The sequence below is a fragment of the Nocardioides sp. genome (assembly GCF_004803405.1).
Taxonomy (GTDB): domain Bacteria; phylum Actinomycetota; class Actinomycetes; order Propionibacteriales; family Nocardioidaceae; genus Nocardioides; species Nocardioides vastitatis.
Window position 1 is genome coordinate 16,051 of record NZ_SSXI01000330.1, and the last position, 16,511, is coordinate 32,561.

Genomic DNA, 16,511 nt, shown 5'->3' on the forward strand with positions numbered 1-16,511 from the left:
GCCGCTTGCGGCTGATCGTCATCCAGACCCTCGTCTTCTCGCTGCTGGCGACCCTCGCCGCGCGGCTCTACTACCTGCAGGTCGTCTCGGGGGAGGAGTACCAGGGCCAGGCGGCCTCGCAGTCGGTCCGCGAGATCGTGGTGCAGCCGCAGCGCGGCCTGATCGTCGACGCGATGGGCCGCCCGCTGGTGACCAACCGGCTGACCTGGGTCGTCTCGCTCGACCGGACCCTGCTCGGCAAGATGTCGGAGCAGGACCGCACCACGCTGCTGCAGCGCACGGCGAAGGCGATCGGCATGCGGGTCAAGCGGCTCGAGGGCAAGCTGCTGCTCTGTGGCGACGCGGGCGCGGTGGCGGGGGAGTGCTGGAACGGGTCGCCCTACCAGCCGGTGCCGGTCGCCCTCGACGTGAAGGAGGCCGCCGCCCTGCGGATCCTCGAGCAGCCGGAGGACTTCCCCGGCGTGGTGGTGGACCGACAGAGCGTCCGGCAGTACCCCCAGCCGTACGGGGTGAACGCGGCCCATCTGCTCGGCTACAACAGCCCGATCACCAAGGACGAGCTGGAGGCTGCCGAGGCGTCCGGCGACAGCTCCGTCAACGGCGCCTCGGTCGTCGGCCGCGCCGGTGTCGAGAAGGAGTACGACGAGTGGCTGCGCGGGCAGCCGGGCTACCAACAGGTCGCGGTCGACTCGAAGGGGCGGGTGCGCGACGACGTGTCCGACCTGGAGGCCCAGCCCGGGGACACGCTGGTGACCTCGATCGACGCGAAGATCCAGGGTGTCGTGGAGAAGCAGCTCGCCGAGATGATCGCCATCGCGCGGCAGACCCGCGACAAGGTCACCGGCCGGAACTTCGAGGCCGACTCGGGCGCCGCCGTCGTGATGGAGGCGAAGACCGGCCGGATCGTGGCGATGGCCAGCCAGCCGACGTACGACCCGTCGGTGTGGGTCGGCGGGATCACCGACAAGCAGCTCGAGCGGCTCTACTCCGAGGCCGCGGGGACCCCGCTGCTCGGCCGCGCGACGCAGGGGCAGTTCGCGCCGGGGTCGACCTGGAAGCCGTTCATGACGTCCTCGGCGCTCACCCACGGCTACTCGCTCGACACGACGCTCCCGTGCGGCTCCTCCTTCCGGGTCGGCAACCGCGACTTCAAGAACTTCGAGTCCGGCGCCCACGGCATCATCGGGTTCGCCCGCGCGCTGGAGGTCTCCTGCAACACCTTCTTCTACCGGATCGGGTTCGACTACTGGAGGAAGTACGGCTCCGACGTCGACGACGTGAAGGCGAAGGACCCGCTCGTCGAGGGCGCGAAGTACTGGGGCTTCGGCAAGCGCACCGGCATCGACCTGCCGGGGGAGGCATCGGGCCGGATCGCGGACCGCAGATGGAAGCGGGAGTACTACGACTCCCAGAAGGACTACTACTGCGGGATCGCGGACAAGCCGCAGGACGAGGACACCAGCGACTTCGTCTACAAGTTCGCCCGCGAGTTCTGCATCGAGGGCTACGCCTACCGCGCCGGCGACGCCGTGAACTTCGCGATCGGCCAGGGCGACACGATCGTGACCCCGCTGCAGCTCGCTCGCGCGTACGCCGCGATCTCCAACGGCGGCACGCTGTGGGAGCCGCGGATCGGCAAGGCGATCGTCTCGCCGGACGGCGAGACGATCCGCGAGATCGAGCCGAAGAAGCAGCGCGAGCTGAAGATCCCCCAGCGGGTCCTGGACTACATCGACGAGGCGCTCAAGGACGTCGCCCGCACCGGCACCATGGCCTGGAAGCTCGGCGGCTTCCCGATCGACGACGTGCAGATCCGGGCGAAGACCGGGTCGGCCGAGGTCTACGGGAAGCAGTCGACCGGCTGGGTGGCGTCGTACACCAAGGACTACGTCGTGGTGATGATGATCAGCCAGGGCGGCACCGGCTCAGGCTCCACGGGCGACGGCATCCGCGCCATCTGGGAGTCGATCTACGGGATCGAGGGCGACCGGGTCCGGCGCGACAAGGCCGCGATCCCCGGTGTCACGCCGCCGGCCGCACTGCCCACCTTCGGCCGGGACGGCTCCATCCTGCCGCCCGCCCGCGATCCGAAGGAACGCCGATGAGCAACCGGATCCAGGCCACCCGCGCCACCGCCGCCCGGCCGCAGCGAGCCGCCTCCTCCCGCCGGGTCTCGCTGATGCGCTGGTCCGACATCGACCGCCCGCTTCTCGTCGCGGTGGTCGCGCTGTCGGTGATCGGCTGCTCCCTAATCTGGTCGGCGACCCTCGAGCGCGACGACCTGACAGGGGGAGACCCGCGCGCGTTCCTCTTCAAGCAGGTCGTCAACGTCGTGCTGGGACTCGGGCTGATGGCGATCGTGGTGATGACCGACCATCGCTGGGTACGAATCCTCGCGCCGGTCGCCTACCTGCTCGCCGTCACCGGTCTGGTGCTCGTGCTGGTCATGGGCTCGACGATCAACGGCTCGCGGTCGTGGCTGATCATCGGCGGGATGTCCTTCCAGCCCTCGGAGCTGGCGAAGCTCGCGGTGGTCGTCGGCATGGCGCTGGTGGTCGCCGAGCGGAGCGAGGGCCGCTGGCGGGACCGGGTGGGCACCGTCGACGTACTCCTCATGCTCGCGGTCGCCGGTGTTCCGGCGGCACTGATCCTAACCCAGCCCGACCTCGGCACGATGCTGGTGCTGACCGCGACCGTGTTCGGCGTGATCGCCGCGTCGGGGGTGCATCGGCGCTGGCTCGCGGCGCTCGCCGCCGGCGGTGTCGCGGCGGCCGCCGGAGCCGTGGCGAGCGGGATGCTCGAGCAGTACCAGATCCTCCGGTTCCTCGCCTTCACCGACCCCGGCCTCGACCCGAGGGGCGCCGGCTACAACGTCGAGCAGGCGCGGATCGCCGTCGGCAACGGCGGACTCTTCGGTCAGGGCCTCTTCGGTGGCTCCCAGACCCAGTCCGGCTTCGTGCCCGAGCAGCACACCGACTTCGTGTTCACCGTCGCCGGCGAGGAGCTCGGCCTGGTCGGCGCCACGCTGATCGTGGCACTGCTCGGCGTCGTGCTGTGGCGCGCGCTGCGGATCGCCGTGCGCACCGACGACGTCTTCGGCCGGATCGCCGCGGCCGGCATCGCCTGCTGGTTCGGCTTCCAGGCGTTCCAGAACATCGGCATGTGTCTCGGGATCATGCCGGTCACCGGTGTCCCGCTGCCCTTCGTGTCCTACGGAGGGTCCTCGATGTTCGCCTCGATGCTCGCCGTCGGGCTGCTGCAGAACATCCACCTCCGGACGTCGTCGGCCCCGGCGTCGCGGTTGACGCCCGCGAAGCGGGTCCTGGTCCGGGGATGAGCGACTTCCGCCGAGACCGGGTCGGGACTGCACTCGCTGGCACGAACCCCACGGTGCTCCGCCGTCTGCGCGCAGGCTTCGCCGTCGTCGGGGACTTCCAGCACCTGCCGGGCTACTGCGTCCTGATCACCGACACGCCGGGGGCGGACCAGCTGACCGACCTACCCCTGCGCGAGCAGCGGCTGTTCCTCGACGACATGGCCCTGCTCGGCCGCGCCGTGGCTGCGGTGTGCGGGCGTCGTGATCCGCAGTTCAGGCGGATCAACCTGGAGATCCAGGGGAACACCGACGCGTTCCTCCATGCGCACGTGACGCCGCGCTACGACTGGGAGCCGGTCGACGTCGTCGGCTGGCCGGCTGCCCTGTATCACTGGGCCGGTCGGGTGGATCCCGAGCAGCACATGCTCGGGCCACAGCACGACGAGCTGCGGGCGGAGCTGATTGCGGAGATCGACCAGGAGGTTTCGCAGATCGCCGGCTAAGGCCCGAGGGCGGTGCACATCGCCGGCCTGATCGAGCGCACCGCGGCGGAATCGGGCTCTGCGTGGCTCGGTCGTCATCTCGGTCGTCATCTCGGCCGTCATCTCGGCTGGCGTATCAGCGGACGTGCGCCGGCAGAGCCTGCTACATCCGCATGGTGGCGACGGCGATGGCGACGATGAGCAGCACGAGCGCGGTCAGGGAGACCGCGGCGAAGTAGATGCTGTGCATCCGCACGCCGTTGCCCTGTCCGTGCCGACGGGTGAGGTCGGCATCGTGGGAGGTGTCGGCTGACCTGGTGACGGTCTGGGGCGAGAGCAGGTGTCGCCGATGGCGCTCGGAGCTCGGTGTGAGGTCGTCCATGACTTTCGACTCCCAAGGCTGGTAGGGATCCGGCCCGTCCTCGGGCCGGGTGGTGGTGACCGTCCGCTGCGTGTGGGACGACAGTGATTCGGAGCGGACGGGGCCACCGCTTGCCGAGATCGGCACCCGGTTCCGCGTGACCCTCGGCGCCCCGGGCGTGCCGCGGTCCTGCTCAGTCCTCCAGCGGACCCAGGGACGGCCCGGCGACGAACCGCGCCGTCGGATCGGCGAGCACGTCCAGCTCCAGGACGACGAGCTCGTTGTGGCCGGGTCGCAGCACCGGCCCCGGCACGAAGAGGGTGCGCTGCGGCCCGCGCCGCCAGTAGCGCCCCAGGCAGAAGCCGTTGACCCAGGAGATGCCCTTGCCCCAGCCCGCGGTGTCGAGGAACAGGTCGATGGGGTGCTCGACGAGGAAGGTCGCGCGCCATGCGGTGGGCCCGACGCCCGGTCCACGGCCGTCCAGAGCGGCGGTCTCCCACAGCTGCGGCACCCGGTCGAGGTCGATGGCGAGGACCTCCCAGCCCGTGAGCGGCATCCCGTCGAGGAGTGCCGGCCCGATCAGCCCCTTGTGCTCACCGATGCGGGTGCCGTAGTTGACCCGGCCCTGGTCCTCGACGACCAGGTCCAGTCGGCCGCGCCCGCACGGCAGTGCGATCGCCCGTTCGTGATGCTCCCGCTCGAGGATGCCGACCGGTGCGCCGTCGAGGAGGACAGCAGCCCGGTCGCGGACCTCGCCGAGGCTCAGCACGGATGGCTGGTCGCCGCCGGGCAGCTCCGTCCGGTAGACGGCCAGTCGGACGTCCAGCTCGTCCAGCATCGGGAGCGACTCCCACCTGCTCCAGGAGCCCCAGCGCGCCGGGTCGTCGAGCAGCCGGATCGGCTCGCCCAGCGCGACCGCCTGCTCGGGGGCGGGGCCGGCGGCACCGGGGGTCTCGGCCGGCACCGGCGCGTAGTGGGAGAGGACCTCGCGGAACGCGAAGTACTTCGCGGTCGGGTTCCCGGCCTCGTCCAGCGGAGCGTCGTAGTCGTACGACGTCACGGTCGGCCGGTAGATGCCCTTGTCGTTGGCCCCGTTGGTCAGCCCGAAGTTCGTGCCGCCGTGGAACATGTACACGTTCACCGAGGCCCCCGCGGCGAGGAGAGCGTCGAGCTCCTCGGCGGCCTGGTCGACCGCGGTGGTGTGGTGCCGGCCTCCCCAGTGGTCGAACCAGCCGTCCCAGAACTCCATGCACATCAGCGGCCCGGTCGGTTGGTGCTGGCGCAGGGTGCGCAACCGGTTCTGGCTGTCGGAGCCGAAGGAGGCGGTGCGCAGCACCCCCTCGAGCCCGCCGGCGGCGAGCATCGCGTCGACCGGCTGGTCCACGGTGACCAGCGGAACGCCGATGCCGGCCCCCCGGATCATCTCCACGAGCGCCTGCAGGTAGGCCCGGTCGTCGCCGTACGCGCCGTACTCGTTCTCCACCTGGACCAGCAGAACCGGTCCACCCAGGTGGACCTGGTGCGGGTGCACGAGCGCCAGCACCTGGTCCAGGTACTTCTCGATCTCGTCCAGGAAGCGTGGCTCGTGGCTGCGGATCCCGACGCCCGGCTCGCGGAACAGCCAGGACGGAAGCCCGCCGTTGTCCCACTCCGCGCAGATGAACGGTCCGGGACGGACGATCGCGAACATGCCTGCCTCGCCCACCAGGCGCAGGAACCGAGCGAGATCGAGGATCCCGTCGGTGTCGAAGACACCGGGCCGAGGGCTGTGGGCGTTCCACGGCACGTAGGTCTCGATGGTGTTGAGGCCCATCAGCCGGGCCTTATCGATCCGGTCCGCCCAGTGGTCGGGGTGGACTCGGAAGTAGTGCAGTGCGCCGGAGAGGATCCGGAACGGCGAACCGTCGAGGACGAAGTCGGTCTCGCCGATCGTGAACTCGGGCATGCGTACCTCTCGCTCGCGCGGGACGGACAGCCACCGCTGCCCGCAGCACGGGGCTGCTCGCGGGGGCTGTCCGTCCCGTCAGTGGTCGATCAGTGCAGGCTCAGTCGACGCTGAAGCCCTGCTGGTTGCCGTACTCCACGAGCGCGTCCTGCCAGGAGACCAACCCGTCGTTGAGGTCGGAGTGGGTCTGGTAGGACTTGCCGACGGTGTCGCCGTAGATGCTGTTGGCGTAGAGCTGGTACGGCAGGTACTGCCAGCCCTCGACCACGTTGTTGGCTGCGTCGGTCAGCACCTGGTTGACCTGCTGGCCGCCGAAGTACTCGCTCTTCTTGTCGACGAACGCCGGGTCCTCCAGGTCGGCGACCGTCGCCGGGAAGCCACCGCTCGCCAGGAACGGCTCGACGCCCTCCTCGTGGTTGAGCCAGCGCACGAACGCCGCCGCCAGCGCCGGGTTCTTGCTCTGCTTCAGCACCGACTGCGTGCTGCCGCCGTTCTCGGCGGTCGCCGGCTCGCCGTCGTACGTCGGCATCGGGGCGACCCGCCACTTGCCCGCACCGTCGGGCACGGACTGCTCGAACACACCGGGTGCCCAGGCCCCGAGCGGGATGGTGGCGATCGTTCCGTCGCCGAGCGCCTTGAACCACTCCTCGGTCCAGCCCGGGATGTTGCAGGCCAGCTCGCCCTCGACGAGCTTGTTCCACACGCCTGTCCACCTCTGGGCGCCCTCGTCCTGCAGATCGATGGTGACCTGGTCGCCGTCGGTCTGGAACGGCGTGCCGCCGGCCTGCCAGATCATGCTGGTGGTGAACCCCGCGTCGCCGCTGTCGTTGGTGATGCACGCGGAGGGGTCGGCCGCCTTGAGCTTCTCGGCCGCGTCGACGTACTCGTCCCAGGTCGCCGGCACCTCCAGGCCGTGCTTGTCGAAGACCTGCTGGTTGTAGAACAGCGCCATCGGGCCGGAGTCCTGCGGCAGGCCGAACAGGCCGTCGCCGGCGTGCACGGACGCCCAGGTGGACGCGGTGTAGTCGTCGGCGTACTCGTCGAAGCCGTACTGGCGCAGGTCGACCAGGTTGCCCGGAAGCGCGAACTGGGGCAGGGCCTGGTACTCGACCTGGGCGACGTCCGGGCCGCCGGTCCCGGCCTTGATCGCGTTCTGCAGCTTCGTGTAGTGGTCGTTGCCGGTTCCGGCGTTGACCAGCTTCACGTCGACGTTCGGGTACTGGTCCTCGAACGCCGCCACCTGGGCCTCGGCGGACGGGGTCCACGTCCAGTAGGTGATGGTGCCGCCCTTCTCGAGGGCGGCATCGAGGTCCTCGGCCGAGCCCTCGCTCGCGCCGCCCCCGCCCTCCGACGAGCCGCAGCCCGCGAGGAGGGAGGCGGCGGTGAGAGCCGCCGCGGCAAGGGCGAGCCGGCGGCCTCTGCGCCCACTGGTGATCAACATGGCTTTCCTTTCACTTCACTGTTTGACGCTGCCCGCGGTCAGGCCGGACTGCCAGAACCGCTGAAGGAAGATGAAGATGATGACGAGCGGGACGATGGTCAGCAGGGATCCGGTGACCACGAGGTTGTAGACGGGCTGCGCGTTCGCGCCGATCGCCTGGCTACTCCACTGGGTGAGGCCCACGGTGAGCGGGTAGAGCTTCGGCTCGCTGAGCATGATCAGCGGCAGGAAGTAGTTGTTCCAGGTCGAGACCACCGCGAACAGCAGGACCGTGACGATGCCGGGGGCGAGCAGGCGCAGGGCGACGGTGAAGAAGATCCGGATCTCGCCGGCGCCGTCCATCCGCGCCGCCTCGAGCAGCTCCTGTGGGACGGCGTCGGCGGCGTAGACCCACATCAGGTAGAGCCCGAACGGGCTGATCAGCGAGGGGATGATGATCGCCCACACCGTGTTCGTCAGGCCCAGGTTGGAGAACATCAGGAACGTCGGCACCGCCAGGGCGGTGCCGGGCACGGCGACCGCGCCGATGATGACGGCGAACACGGCCTGGCGTCCGGGGAAGCGGAACTTGGCCAGGCCGTAGCCCGCCGCGGTGGCCAGCAGGGTGGCGCCCCCGGCACCCACGACGACGTAGAGCAGCGTGTTGCCGAGCCAGCGGAGGTAGATGCCGTCGTCGTAGGTCAGCGTGTCCCGGATGTTGCTGAAGAACGAGAAGTCGTCGCCGAACCACAGCCCCGGGCTCGAGAACAGGTCGTCCTGTGACTTGGTGGCGCTCAGCATCAGCCACACGAGGGGCACCAGCGTGTAGACCAGGTACAGCAGCATCAGGCCGGTGAGCAGCGGCGACCGACCCGGGGTCAGTCGTGAGGTGTGGGCGCGTCGCATCACTTCATCGCCTCCCGGGAGCCGCGCAGCTGGATGACGTAGGCGATCACCGCGGTCAGGAGACCCATGACGATGGCGACGGTCGCCGAGTAGTTGTACTGCTGCCCACCGAAGGACAGGTTGTAGGCGTAGAGGTTCGGTGTGTAGTACGTCGTGATGACGTTGGGTTCCAGGGTGCGCAGGATGTTCGGCTCGTTGAACAGCTGGAAGGTCCCGATGATCGAGAAGATGGTGGCGATGACGATCGCTCCGCGCAGTGCCGGGATCTTGATCGAGAGCACCGTCCGGAACGTCCCGGCGCCGTCGATGGCGGCGGCCTCGTAGACCTCCCCGGGCACCGTGCGCAGTGCCGAGTAGAAGATCAGCATGTTGTAGCCCACGAACTCCCAGGTCACGATGTTGGCGATCGACGCGAGCATCCAGCCCTGGCTGAGCGGTGCGATCGAGGTGCCGAAGAGCTGGTTGAGGTCCGCGGCGAGCCCGAAGTTGGTGCCGTAGATGAAGCCCCACATGAGCACCGCCACCACGCCCGGCACCGCGTAGGGCAGGAAGATGACCAGCCGGAAGAAGTTCGACGCGTAGAGCCGCGCGCTGTCGATGGCCAGCGCGGCAGCCAGGGCGAGACCGAGCATGATCGGCACCTGCACGACGAGGAACAGCAGGACGCGGAGCGCGCCGTCCCAGAACTTCTCGTCGGTGAACACCTCGAGGTAGTTGTCCAGTCCGACGAACTCCTTGGTGCCGAAGAAGGCCTGCTCCCGGAAGAGGCTCAGGTAGCCGGCGTAGGCGATCGGAGCCAGGAAGGTGAGCGCGAAGACCACCAGGAAGGGGCCGATGAAGAGCCAGCCCTTGGAGTCGCTGCGCGACCACCATCGCCGCCGGCCTGCCGGTGGGCGAGCGCCACGCTGGACGTTCTGGAGACTATCTCGCAGGGCCACGGTCCGGCCTCCTCTCCCTGCCGCAAGTCGGCTGCGACATGTTGACGTCAACAGGTACAGTGACGCACGACACATGTTGACGTCAACAGGCGCGGCGGAAAGGATCTAGTCCATGGGCACAGACAGCATCGCCGGGGGTCCGGGGCCGCGGCGAGGGGCCTCGCAGGCCGACGTCGCCCGGATCGCCGGCGTCTCGGGGCAGACGGTCTCCCGGGTCGCGAACGGCGCGCGCTACGTCGACGCGGCGACCCGGGAGCGGGTGCTGCTCGCCATGCGCACGGTCGGCTACCGGCCCAACCGGGCGGCACGTGCGCTTCGCACCGGGCGGTTCCAGAGCATCGGCGTGATCGCGTTCGAGCTCTCCAGCGTCGGCACCACCCACACGCTGGACGCGATCGCGGCTGCCGCCGTCGAGATCGGGTACGCCATCAACCTTGTGCCGGTCCTGGACGACACCGACGACGCGGTCCGGGCCGCGTTCAACCAGCTCGGAGAGCAGGCCGTGGACGGCATCATCATCCTGGTCGAGACGCACCGGCTCGACGGGGTCACCGTGCCGGAGGGACTGCCGGTCGTCGTGGTCGACTCCAGCGCGCAGTACGACTACCCGATCGTCGACAACGACCAGGCCCACGGTGCCCGCCTGGCCACCGAGCACCTGCTGGAGCTGGGTCACGAGACGGTCTGGCACGTCGCGGGCCCCGAGCTGTCCTTTTCCGCGCGGCGCCGCCGGACGTCGTGGCAGGCGACCCTCGAGGCCCACGGGCGGGTGGTGCCGCCCGTGCTGCCCGGCGACTGGTCGACCGGATCCGGCTACGAGGCCGGTCTCCGGCTGGCCGGCGACGAGCAGGTGACCGCCGTCTTCACCGCGAACGACCAGATGGCCCTGGGGCTGCTGCGGGCCCTGCACGAGCAGGGTCGCCGAGTCCCCGAGGACGTCAGCGTGGTCGGCTTCGACGACATGGAGGAGGCGGCCTACTTCTGGCCACCGCTCACCACGGTCCACCAGTCGTTCGACGAGGTCGGCCGCCGCGCGGTCGACACCCTGATCAGGGAGATCCACTCCACCGAGCACGAGGAGCAGGAGGGTCTGGTGCCGACCCGGCTGGTGGTTCGGGCCAGCACCGCCCCGCCACGGAGCACGACCGCATGAGCCGCCGACGCCAGCGGTGGGTGCGGTGGCCCGACTCCATGGCCATCGAGAGCGCTCGTGGCCCCCTCGGCTTCGGGGCGGACTACAACCCCGACCAGTGGGGCCGGGAGGTGTGGGACGAGGACGTCCGGCTGATGCGCCGGGCCGGCGTCAACATCGTCTCCCTCGGCATCTTCTCCTGGGCCCGCCTGCAGCCGGCCGAGGACTCATGGGACTTCACCTGGCTCGACGAGGTGATGGACCTGCTGCACGCCCACGGCATCGCCGTCGACCTCGCCACCGCGACCGCCTCGCCACCCCCGTGGCTGGGCGCCCAGCACCCGGAGATCCTCCCCGTCACGCGCACCGGCGAGACCATGTGGCCCGGCGCGCGGCAGCACTGGCGGCCTACGTCGCCGGTGTTCCGGCAGCACGCCCTCGCGGTCGTCGAAGCGATCGCCGGCCGCTATGCCAGCCATCCGGCGCTCGCCGCCTGGCACGTCTCCAACGAGCTGGGGTGCCACAACCTCTACGACTACTCCGACGACGCCGCGGCCGCGTTCCGCGTCTGGCTGGCGGAGAGGTACGGCGACCTCGACGTGCTCAACCACGCCTGGGGTACCGCGTTCTGGTCGCAGCGCTACAGCGACTGGGACCAGGTCCTGCCGCCGCGACTGACCCCCACGATCCCGAATCCCACGCACCAGCTGGACTTCAAGAGGTTCTCCTCCGATGCCCTCAAGGACTACCTGCGCGCCGAGCGCGGTGTCCTCGACCGGCTGACCCCTGACGTCCCGGTGACGACGAACTTCATGGTGATGTCCAACTTCAGCGGGCTCGACTATGCCGACTGGGCGGGGGAGGTGGACTTCGTCTCCAACGACCACTACGCGACGATCGACGGTCGTGGCCTGGACGAGCTGTCGTTCTCGGCGAACCTGACCAGCGGCCTCGCCGGTGGCCAGCCCTGGTTCCTGATGGAGCACTCCACCAGTGCGGTCAACTGGCGCGCGATCAACCCGCCCAAGGCCGACGGCGCACTCGTCAGGGACTCGCTCACCCATGTGGCGCACGGAGCCGACGCGGTCTGCTTCTTCCAGTGGCGACAGTCCGTGTCCGGCGCGGAGAAGTACCACTCCGCGATGGTGCCGCACGCCGGCGAGGACAGTGAGGTCTACCGGACGGTGGTTCGGCTGGGCGGGCACTTGGAGCGGCTCGCCCCCGTCGTCGGGTCGCGGCGGCAGCGGGCCCGGGTGGCGATCCTGTTCGACATCGAGTCGACCTGGACCCTCGACCTCGAGGCCAATCCGAGCTCCTCGCTGAGTCACCGGGAGGACGCGCTCGACTGGTACGCCGCATTCCTGGCGCTCGGAGTCCGCGCCGACGTCCTCCCGGTCGGGGCTCCGCTCCTCGGCTACGACCTGGTGGTGGCGCCGCTGGTGCACGTCATGCCGGCCGCGACGGCCGACCGGTTGAGGGACTTCGTGGAAGGCGGCGGCCACCTGGTCACGACGTACTTCTCCGGCATCGTGGACGAGAACAACCACGTGTGGCCCGGCGGCTACCCGGGGGCCCTGCGTGAGCTGCTCGGCATCCGCGTCGAGGAGCTGGCACCGCTCCTGGACGGTCAGGAGGTGGACCTCGACGACGGCAGCACCGGGACCCGGTGGACCGACCGGATCACCGCCACGGCACCGGACACGGAGATCCTCGCGACCTACCGGACCGGTCTGCAGGCCGGTCGGCCGGCGGTGACGCGACGTGCCGTGGCTGGAGGCTCCGCGACCTACGTCTCCACCCGTCTCGGTCCGGAGGGGCTCGAGCCCCTCGTGGGCAGGCTGCTCGACGCCGCCGGCGTGGACAGCGAGCTGCCCGGCGGGCTGCGCGGTCGGGTGGAGCTCACCATCCGCACCGACGACGAGCGGGAGTTCTGGTTCCTGGTCAACCGGACCGACGACGCGGTGGATCTCCGCGAGCTGGGCGACGTCGGCGAGCCCGTGCTGTTCTCGTCCGACGGCGATCCGGGTCACGACGCGTTGCCGGGCTCCGGGGTGGCCGTGTTCGCCCGCAGCCGCCGATGACCGACGTCAGCGGTCCCGCGCGGGTCTGGCTGGACGGGCGACGGGAGCGCGCCGCGCTCGACCGCCGCCTCTTCGGCAGCTTCGTCGAGCACCTGGGTCGCTGCGTCTACACAGGCATCTTCGAGCCGGGCCATCCCGCAGCCGACGAGCACGGGTTCCGCCGCGACGTGGAGGAGCTGGTCGACGAGCTCGGCGTGACGCTGGTGCGCTATCCGGGCGGCAACTTCGTCTCCGGCTACCGCTGGGAGGACGGCATCGGCCCGCGGGAGGAGCGGCCGCGGCGGCTCGACCTCGCCTGGCGGTCGGTCGAGACCAACCAGGTCGGCACCGACGACTTCCTCGGCTGGGCGGAGCGGAACCGCCTCGCGCCGATGATGGCGGTCAACCTGGGCACCCGCGGGGTCCAGGCGGCTGCCGACCTCGTCGAGTACTGCAACCTGCCGGCCGGTACGCACTGGTCGGACCTGCGCCGGCAGCACGGCCGGGACGCGCCGTACGACGTCCGGCTGTGGTGCCTGGGCAACGAGATGGACGGTCCGTGGCAGATCGGAGCCAAGACCGCGACGGACTACGGACGCCTCGCCGCGGAGGCGGGCAAGGCGATGAAGCTCGTCGACCCGACCCTCGAGCTGGTGGCCTGCGGCAGCTCCAACCACACCATGCCGACGTTCGGGTTCTGGGAGTCCGAGGTCCTCGAGCACGCGTGGGACGTGGTGGACCACATCTCGATGCACGCCTACTACGAGGAGGTCGACGGCGACCGGCGCAGCTTCCTGGCCTCCGGCGCCGACATGGACTCGTTCATCGACGGGGTCGCCGCGACCATCGACGCGGTCGCGGCCCGCAAGCACAGCAGCAAGCGGATCGGCATCGCGTTCGACGAGTGGAACGTCTGGTACCAGCGCCGGTTCAACGACGAGGGGCTGCCGCGGATCACCGAGGCCGGGCGGCTGCTCGAGGACGACTACAGCGCCCTCGACGCCGTGGTGGTCGGGGACCTGTTGATCTCGCTGCTCAACCACGCCGACCGGGTGCGGATCGCCTGCCAGGCCCAACTGGTGAACGTCATCGCCCCGATCAGGACCGAGGCGAACGGCGGGGCCTGGCGTCAACCGACGTTCCACCCGTTCGCCGCCGTGACCGCCGCGGCGCGTGGCGTCGTCCTGGCCACCGAGGTGGAGTGCGCCACCGTCGCCACCGACCGGTACGGCGAGGTGCCGACCGTCACGGCCGCCGCCACCCTCGACCCGGAGGCCGGTGCGTGGAGCGTCTTCCTCACCAACCGTTCGGCGAGCCCGACCGCGGTCCACCTCGAGCAGCGCGGGCTCCCCACGGCGCACCGGCTGTCTGCGCGCACCCTCACGGCTGATGCCTCGTCGGTGTCCGACACCGTGTTCACCGCAGCGGACGTCTCCCCAGGGCCCGGCGGCGCCCTGTCGGTCGTCCTGCCCGCGGAGTCCTGGACCGTCCTCGAAGCGAGCTGCGACGCGGTCGACGCCGCCCCGTCAGCGACCACGTGAGGTGAGGGCACGACCTCCTCGGTAGATCGACGACTTTCCCACTGACGCGACGCGCACACCAGGAGTCGTATCCCCATGTCCCAGACGCAGCCCGCCCGCGGCGTGCACCTCCGCCGCGGAGACACCAGCCTGGCGGTCCGCCTGGACTCCACCGAGCTCCCGTGCATCCTCCACTGGGGACCGGATCTCGGCGACCTCGCGGTGGAGCACCTGGCCGACCTCCTCCGCTCGCTGGAGATGCCGACCGACGACGGGGCGATCTACCAGCACTCGTGGGCGTCCGTGCTGCCGCAGCAGACCAGCGGCTGGGTCGGACGTCCGGGTCTGCTGGGCAGCCGTGGCGGTCAGGCCTGGGCCCTGACCTTCGACTCGGTCGACCACACGGTCACGGAGTCGAGCGAATGCACCCGGCTCACCAGCGTCGCACTGGACGCGTCGGCCGGGGTGGAGGTGACCACCGAGATCGAGCTGTTCGGCAACGGTCTGCTGCGACTGCGCGCCTGCGTGCGGAACCTGGCGGAGACGCCCTATGAGGTGACGCTGCTCGAGCCGGCTCTGCCGGTGCCGGCCGAGGCCGACGAACTGCTGGACATGGCGGGGCGACACGCCCACGAGCGCACCCCCCAGCGCCACGCGTTCACCCAGGGGCAGCACGTCCGAGAGGCCTGGGGCGGACGTCCCGGCCACGACTCGGCCACCGTGCTGTGCGCCGGCCGGTCCGGGTTCGGCTTCCGGTCCGGTCGGGTCTGGGGTGTCCACCTCGGCTGGAGCGGCAACCAGGTGCTCTGCGCGGAGAGCTCCTTCACCGGCTGGAAGCTGCTGCGTGGAGGCGAGCTGCTCATGCCCGGCGAGATGGTGCTGGGTCACGACGAGACCTATGCCTCGCCGTGGCTCTACGCCTCGTGGGGGGAGGGGCTCGATGCCTTCTCCGGTCGCTTCCACGAGCACCTCAGGGCGCGCGAGGCCCACCCACGGCGCGAGCGACCCGTGCTCCTCAACACCTGGGAGGCGGTCTACTTCGACCTGGACCTGGACAAGCTCGTCGAGCTCGCCGTTCGGGCTGCCGAGCTGGGCGTCGAGCGGTATGTCCTCGACGACGGCTGGTTCAGGGGGCGGCGCGACGACAGGAGCTCCCTGGGCGACTGGGTCGTGGACGAGGACGTGTTCCCGGACGGCCTTGCACCGCTGGTGAAGACGGTGCGCAGCCTGGGCATGGAGTTCGGGCTGTGGTTCGAGCCCGAGATGGTCAGCCTCGACTCGGAGCTGGCACGGGCGCATCCCGAGTGGATCCTGGGGACCCACGCCGGTCCTGGCATCAGCTCACGCCACCAGCACGTTCTCGACCTGACCAATGAGGACGCCTGGGACCACGTCTTCGGCCAGATCTCGACGCTGGTGGACCGCTACGGAATCGGCTACATCAAGTGGGACCACAACCGTGCGCTGACCGGTGCCGGTCGCGGCCGGGACCGCACCCCGGGTGTCCACCGGCAGACCCTCGCGGCCTACCGCCTGATGGACGCACTCCGTGCGAGGCACCCGGGCCTGGAGATCGAGTCCTGCTGCGGGGGTGGCGGACGGCTCGACCTGGGAGTCCTCGAACGGACCGACCGGGTCTGGGTCTCCGACTGCATCGACGCGCACGAGCGGCATCGTCTGGTCCGATGGACGGGGCTGACGCTCCCGCCCGAGCTGATGGGCACCCACGTGGGATCGGGCGCCGACCACATCACCGGGCGCCAGCACACCCTCCGCTTCCGTGCCGGCACCGCTCTCTGGGGACATCTCGGTGTCGAGTGGGACCTCACCACCATCTCGGAGGAGGAGCGGGAGGAGCTCCGGTCCTGGATCGCGCTGCACAAGCGGTTCCGCGGGCTCCTCCACTCCGGTCGCGTCGTGCGGGCGGACACCGGGCACGACGCCCTCCAGCTGGACGGCGTGGTCGCCGTCGACGGGCTCGAGGCACTGTTCCGACTGTCGGCGCTGAACCTCACCCTGGGCCGGCCGGCCGGTCGCCTCCGGATCCCCGGCCTGATCCCGGAGACGGCGTACCGGGTGACGCCGGTGCCCCTCACCGTGTCGCCCGAGGGCCGACCGCGGCCAGCGTGGTACGACGGCGGCGTGGTGATGAGCGGCCGACTGCTCGACGAGGTCGGCCTGGTCGCGCCGCTGCTGGGGGCCGACGAGCTGGTCATCGTGCATGTGGTGGCCCAAGGGGCGTCGTGACGGGAGGCGACGAAGTGCCTGGCGCCGGCCCCCGACGCATCGGTCCGCGGACCTCTCGGGGCACAATGGCCCGGTGCTGACCGCCCGCCGAGTGCCCCGCCGCCGGGTCGCGCTCCCGGCGGCGCTCAGCAGCGTGGAGACGGTCGTCGCGCTCGCGCTCGCGCACGTCGCGGCCGGCGGAGAG

General features: G+C 70.4%; 12 protein-coding genes. 7 read left to right on the top strand and 5 right to left on the bottom strand.

What is annotated here, in order from left to right; all coding sequences use genetic code 11:
• The first annotated feature begins 5 nt into the window (after positions 1 to 5).
• From mrdA to E7Z54_RS22420, 3 genes are read left to right on the top strand one after another with little or no spacing between them, the layout of a single operon-like run.
• Positions 6 to 2,105, top strand: a complete 2,100-nt coding sequence (gene mrdA / locus E7Z54_RS22410; RefSeq protein WP_240769851.1) for a penicillin-binding protein 2 — start codon at positions 6 to 8, stop codon at positions 2,103 to 2,105.
• Positions 2,102 to 3,337, top strand: a complete 1,236-nt coding sequence (rodA, locus tag E7Z54_RS22415; RefSeq protein ID WP_240769852.1) for a rod shape-determining protein RodA — start codon at positions 2,102 to 2,104, stop codon at positions 3,335 to 3,337. The genes mrdA and rodA overlap by 4 nt, the downstream gene beginning before the upstream one ends.
• Positions 3,334 to 3,819: a diadenosine tetraphosphate hydrolase gene (locus E7Z54_RS22420; RefSeq protein WP_136436946.1), complete on the top strand. Its 486-nt coding sequence runs from the start codon at positions 3,334 to 3,336 to the stop codon at positions 3,817 to 3,819. Before rodA ends, E7Z54_RS22420 begins: the two co-directional genes overlap by 4 nt.
• A 142-nt stretch (positions 3,820 to 3,961) precedes the next feature.
• Here the strand turns inward: E7Z54_RS22420 and E7Z54_RS22425 are convergent, their stop codons facing one another.
• The 5 genes from E7Z54_RS22425 to E7Z54_RS22445 all read right to left on the bottom strand — a co-directional run bounded on the left by E7Z54_RS22425 (position 3,962) and on the right by E7Z54_RS22445 (position 9,368).
• Entirely contained in the window at positions 3,962 to 4,180 is a 219-nt protein-coding gene (locus E7Z54_RS22425) for a hypothetical protein (protein WP_136436947.1), read from the bottom strand.
• A 172-nt stretch (positions 4,181 to 4,352) separates the two neighbouring features.
• Entirely contained in the window at positions 4,353 to 6,104 is a 1,752-nt protein-coding gene (locus E7Z54_RS22430) for a glycoside hydrolase family 35 protein (RefSeq protein WP_136436948.1), read from the bottom strand.
• Between the two features lie 100 nt (positions 6,105 to 6,204).
• Entirely contained in the window at positions 6,205 to 7,545 is a 1,341-nt protein-coding gene (locus E7Z54_RS22435) for an ABC transporter substrate-binding protein (RefSeq protein ID WP_136436949.1), read from the bottom strand.
• 15 nt (positions 7,546 to 7,560) lie between these two features.
• Positions 7,561 to 8,430, bottom strand: a complete 870-nt coding sequence (locus tag E7Z54_RS22440) for a carbohydrate ABC transporter permease (RefSeq protein ID WP_136436950.1) — start codon at positions 8,428 to 8,430, stop codon at positions 7,561 to 7,563.
• A complete protein-coding gene (locus E7Z54_RS22445; protein WP_240769853.1) occupies positions 8,430 to 9,368 on the bottom strand; it encodes a carbohydrate ABC transporter permease in 939 nt (312 codons plus the stop codon). Before E7Z54_RS22445 ends, E7Z54_RS22440 begins: the two co-directional genes overlap by 1 nt.
• 112 nt (positions 9,369 to 9,480) lie before the next feature.
• Between E7Z54_RS22445 and E7Z54_RS22450 the strand changes: the two genes are divergently transcribed.
• The 4 genes from E7Z54_RS22450 to E7Z54_RS22465 all read left to right on the top strand — a co-directional run bounded on the left by E7Z54_RS22450 (position 9,481) and on the right by E7Z54_RS22465 (position 16,327).
• Positions 9,481 to 10,521: a LacI family DNA-binding transcriptional regulator gene (locus tag E7Z54_RS22450; protein ID WP_136436951.1), complete on the top strand. Its 1,041-nt coding sequence runs from the start codon at positions 9,481 to 9,483 to the stop codon at positions 10,519 to 10,521.
• Positions 10,518 to 12,581 (top strand): beta-galactosidase, encoded by a 2,064-nt coding sequence (locus E7Z54_RS22455; RefSeq protein WP_136436952.1) that lies wholly within the window; start codon positions 10,518 to 10,520, stop codon positions 12,579 to 12,581. The genes E7Z54_RS22450 and E7Z54_RS22455 overlap by 4 nt, the downstream gene beginning before the upstream one ends.
• Complete coding sequence (locus tag E7Z54_RS22460) at positions 12,578 to 14,101, top strand: alpha-N-arabinofuranosidase (protein ID WP_136436953.1); 1,524 nt, start codon at positions 12,578 to 12,580, stop codon at positions 14,099 to 14,101. Before E7Z54_RS22455 ends, E7Z54_RS22460 begins: the two co-directional genes overlap by 4 nt.
• A gap of 75 nt (positions 14,102 to 14,176) precedes the next feature.
• On the top strand, positions 14,177 to 16,327 hold the full coding sequence (locus E7Z54_RS22465; protein ID WP_136436954.1) for an alpha-galactosidase: 2,151 nt from the start codon (positions 14,177 to 14,179) through the stop codon (positions 16,325 to 16,327).
• Positions 16,328 to 16,511 lie beyond the last annotated feature (184 nt).